The organism is Mitsuaria sp. TWR114, assembly GCF_007997345.1.
The window spans coordinates 1-4,386 of sequence record NZ_VOSR01000432.1 but is presented as its reverse complement, the minus strand read 5'-3'; the positions used below and the strand labels follow the sequence as shown (position 1 = coordinate 4,386).

The following is a 4,386-nucleotide window of genomic DNA, read 5'->3' as shown; positions in this document are numbered from 1 at the left end:
CGGCCAGCGAGCGGCCCGAGGCGCGGGGCGCCGGGCCGTCGAGGCGGTGCCGCAGCGCCTGCTGCGTCCAGTAGGCGGGGGTCGGGAACTCCTCGACGGCGCCCCAGCGCACGCCGGTGAGGAGGAGGTGATCGGGATCGGGAAGTTCTCGATGAAGGGAGCCGTGGCGGGAAACGATGGCGACGATCTGGGTCATGGGACTGCAAAGACGCCGCCTCTCTGGGCGGCTGGATAGGTGGCGTCCAGCCATTGGCGGAACGCGGCGCGCTCGACCGGATCCATGGCATGGACACGCTCTTGGAGGCGTTCGAGGCGCCGCTTGTTGGTCTGGCGCTCGCGGAAGTTCGTCCCGCGGTGCCGGCTGTCGTGAAGGATCTCGGGCGGCTCGAAGTTGAACCACAGCGTTTCGGTGCGCACGTCGGTGTGGGTCTTCGCCCGGAATTCGGTCGTCCGCCACCCCCGCAGGAGGGCGTCGTACACCGGATGGGCGTAGCCCGACACGATCACCCGGCACGGCAGCGTCGCCAGCAGCGCCAGCAGCGCCTCGTGGTCGGCGGCGCCGTATTCGTGTCGGTAGATGCGTGACTGGCGCCGCGTCTCGGGGTGATAGGGCGGGTCCACGTAGACGAGCTCGTCGCCCTCGAACGCATGCCGCGCGAGGAAGTCCTCCGCGCGGCCGTGGACGAGTTCGACGCCGGGCAGGGCCATGGCGCGCCAGTGCGCGATGACCCGGTCGTCGGCGTCGATGGCGATCGAGCGCGCCGCCGGCAGCTTGTGGCGCAGGACCGCGCCGCCGCCAACATGCGTCTCGATGTACATCCGGTGCGGAGGCATCAGGTTGATGACGTGCTGGTACGTCTTGCCCTTGCCGCCTGGATACTTCATGCGGCGAATCATCGTCAGAAGTGACGATGATGTCAAGGCGCCGGCGGGCTCAGAGCGCCGTCAGCCAGTCGCAGCGCAGGCGGCCCGAGCGGTGCAGCCGGCGCCGGCCGCCGGTGTAGGCCATCGGCAGCATCCAGGCCACCAGGCACAACGGCAGTGCGATCCATGCCTGGATCAATAACGCGCCCGGAACGCCCATGAAGCCCAGCATCCAGATCGTCAGCACGACGTTCCACACCGCCAGTTCGACCGGGTGACGCGCGCTGTGCATCACCATCCAGCGCTTCACCTGGCTGAGCTGCTTGAGGGTCATGGCGGGCTCCTGGACGGCCGGAGAGAGGGGCGCGGGCGGCGTCCGGAGGGCCATCGGACGGCGGCGATCGAATGGGCGGGAATGGGCAGGCAATGGGCGGGGACGGGCTAAATTGTAAGTTTGGAGTCAGGGATTCCCCCATCCCACGAACGAGGAGCCCGAGTGGCGCCGCGGGGGATTCCGCGATGCGGCATGGGCACGGGTGCCAACCGGCACGGTGGGCGCGCGGCGGGCTCGTGTATGGTTCGCCCCTTCTCAAGAAGGTGGACAGGAGTCCCGCGAATGAAACGACTGATGTGGGCCGCGCTGGCGTTGGGCGCCGCGGCCGGCGCCCAGGCGCACGAAGGCATGTGGATGCCCCAGCAGCTGCCGCTGGTGGCCAAGGACATGAAGGCCCTGGGCCTGAAATTCGATCCGGCACGCCTGTCGCAGCCGCTGGGTTATCCGATGGGGGCGGTCGTCAGCCTGGGCGGCTGCACCGCCTCCTTCGTGTCGCCGCAGGGCCTGGTGGTGACCAACCACCACTGCGCCTTCGGCAGCATCCAGTACAACTCCACGCCGCAGAAGGACCTGCTGAAGAACGGCTTCCTGGCCGCCTCGCTGGGCGAGGAACTGCCGGCCGCGCCGGGCAGCCGCATCCTGGTGACGGTCGCGCTGACCGACGTCACCGACAAGGTGATCGACAAGGCGACCGCCGCGCTGCAGGGCAAGGCCCGCATCGATGCGATCGAGGCCAATGAGAAGGCGCTGGTCGCCGCCTGCGAAAAGGATGCCGGCCATCGCTGCTCGGTGGGCGCGTTCTACGGCGGCCTGATGTACCAGCTGACCAAGCAGCTCGAGATCCGCGACGTGCGCCTGGTCCACGCGCCGGCCGAGGGCGTGGGCGTCTTCGGCGGCGACACCGACAACTGGATGTGGCCGCGCCACACCGGTGACTACAGCTTCTATCGCGCCTACGTCGGTCCGGACGGCAAGCCGGCTGACTTCAGCAAGGACAACAAGCCCTTCCAGCCGTCGCAGTTCCTGAAGCTGGCGAGCGCGCCGCTGAACGAGGGCGACTTCGTCGCCGTGGCGGGTTATCCGGGCCGCACCAACCGCCACCGCCTGCCCAAGGAAGTGGACTTCGCCTTCGCCTGGGACTTCCCGCATCGCGTCAAGGCGATGGGCGAGCAGCTCGACCTGATCAAGGAGGCGACCGCCGGCCGCCGCGACGCCGAGATCAAGCTGGCCAACACCGTGGCCGGGGTCAACAACTACTACAAGAACTACCAGGGTCAGATGGCCAGCTACGCGGGCAGCGACATCCTCGCGCGCAAGCAGGCCGCCTTCGACGAGATGAAGGCCTGGGTGAATGCCGACGCCAAGCGTCGCGCGACCTACGGCGCGTCGCTGGCCGAGGTGGACCGCCTGATCGCCGAGCGCCAGGAGATCACCCGTCGCGAGTTCCTGCTGGGCTACGCGACGCCGACGCTGGTCAAGAGCGCGGGCGACCTGTACGAGCAGGCGCTGCAGCGCCGCAAGCCGGACGCCGAACGCAAGGCCGGTTACCAGGACCGCGACCAGCTGCGCCGCCGGCAGGCGCTGGAGACGGTGGACCGCCGCTTCGACGAGATCACCGAGAAGAAGGTCGTCAGCCACTTCCTGACGCAGTACCTGGCGCTGCCGGCGGACCAGCTCAACAGCGCGCTGCTGAACGCGCTGGGCGTGCGCGCCGGCATGGACGCCGCGGCGGTGACCGCGCGGGTGGACGCGCTGTATGCCGGTACGAAGCTCACCGACAAGGCCGAGCGCGGCGCCTGGTTGTCGCGTGACGCGTCGGCCTTCGAGGCGAGTGACGACACCCTGGTCAAGGCCGCGGTGGCGCTGCATGCCGACGAGCTGGCGCGCGAGAACCGCGACAAGGAACTGGCCGGCAAGCTGCAGCAGGCCTATGCCGCGACGATGCAGGCGGAGATCGACTTCAAGGCCAGCCGCGGTCAGCCGGTCTATCCGGATGCCAACAGCACGCTGCGGGTCGCCTTCGGCCAGGTGAAGGGCCGCGCGCCGGGCGTGGACGGCACGACCTGGACGGCGTTCACGACGCTGCGCGGCATCGTCGCCAAGCACACCGGCAATGGCGAGTTCAACGCGCCGGCCGAGCAACTGGCGGCGATCAAGGCCAAGCGCTTCGACAAGTACGGCGTGAAGGCGCTGGACTCGGTGCCGGTGAACTTCCTGGCCACGCTGGACACGACGGGCGGCAACTCGGGTTCGCCGGTGCTCAACGGCCATGGCGAGCTGGTGGGCCTGCTGTTCGACGGCACGCTGGACGCGGTGATCTCGGACTGGGACTACAACGACCACATGAACCGCAGCATCTGTCTGGATGCGCGCTACATGCTGTGGCAGATGAAGGTCGTCGACAAGGCGGATCGCCTGCTGAAGGAAATGAACGCGCTGTGATCGCGCGACCTGGTTGAGGCGTCCTGACGACGCCGCCGCGCGCGTGCAGACGCGAGAACGCCCCGCTTGATGCGGGGCGTTTTGTTTTCTGGCCCCGGTGCGGCCTGGCTCGAACTGCGCATGAACGGGGCGGTGAATTGGGCGCGTCCCGGCTCGCTTTGGCATCGATGGGTGGGGGAGTGGCTTGGATGTGGTGAAAGGCGGGGTGGATGAGCCTTCTGGAAGCCATGGAGCGCATCGAGTTGGATCTGGAAACTGCGCCCCTCCTTTCCTGAGAGCAAATCCATGAGCCAGTCCAAACTGTCCAGCGCGCCGCAAGGCCCCTCGTCCAATGAGCGGGCGGTCGCTCCTCCCAATGCAATCAAGAGCACGGTCTCGCCTGTCACGTCGCGTTCTGGCAAGCGACCGCTCGACGAGGAGTTCGCGCTGCATGATCAGGAGCTTGCTGTGCCGGTCGACGCGGCGCTGACCGCTGAAGCGCAGAGGGACGACGAGGCGACGGCACCGGTGGACGCCGCGTCCGCGACGGGCGAAGCGCCGTCCGCGCAAGAGTCGTCGGCGCAGGCCGTGGAAACGGCGGCGGCGTCGCCGACGAACTCGAACCTGTCGAAACTTGGACTTGGCGCCCTGGCGCTTGTTGGCCTGGCCGCTGCGGTGGCGGGCGGCGGCGGTGATTCGAAGGGCGCGCCGCAGTCGCCCTCGCAGCCGTCGGGAGACGATGGGAAGCCGCAGGTGCCGTCGCAGCC

5 protein-coding genes are annotated in these 4,386 nt (G+C 68.6%); 2 read left to right on the top strand and 3 right to left on the bottom strand.

The genetic code is table 11. From position 1 onward, the window contains the following. The 3 genes from FUT87_RS15820 to FUT87_RS15810 form a co-directional block, all read right to left on the bottom strand. On the bottom strand, window positions 1-196 hold a 196-nt coding region (locus FUT87_RS15820), incomplete at its 3' end, for a hypothetical protein (protein WP_222617176.1). Then, the gene (locus tag FUT87_RS15815; protein ID WP_222617175.1) at window positions 193-897 is read right to left on the bottom strand and encodes a DNA adenine methylase; all 705 of its coding nucleotides are present in this window, start codon (window positions 895-897) and stop codon (window positions 193-195) included. The genes FUT87_RS15815 and FUT87_RS15820, both read right to left, overlap by 4 nt. Before the next feature lie 37 nt (window positions 898-934). Beyond that, the gene (locus FUT87_RS15810) at window positions 935-1,198 is read right to left on the bottom strand and encodes a hypothetical protein (protein WP_091732438.1); all 264 of its coding nucleotides are present in this window, start codon (window positions 1,196-1,198) and stop codon (window positions 935-937) included. Window positions 1,199-1,480: 282 nt separating this feature from the next. On the opposite strand from FUT87_RS15810, the gene FUT87_RS15805 reads away from it, so the two are divergent. Next, window positions 1,481-3,640, top strand: coding sequence for a S46 family peptidase (locus tag FUT87_RS15805; RefSeq protein WP_147241629.1), 2,160 nt, complete (start codon window positions 1,481-1,483; stop codon window positions 3,638-3,640). A gap of 285 nt (window positions 3,641-3,925) precedes the next feature. Beyond that, a partial coding sequence (locus tag FUT87_RS15800; RefSeq protein ID WP_222617174.1) for a hypothetical protein occupies window positions 3,926-4,386 on the top strand: 461 nt, incomplete at its 3' end.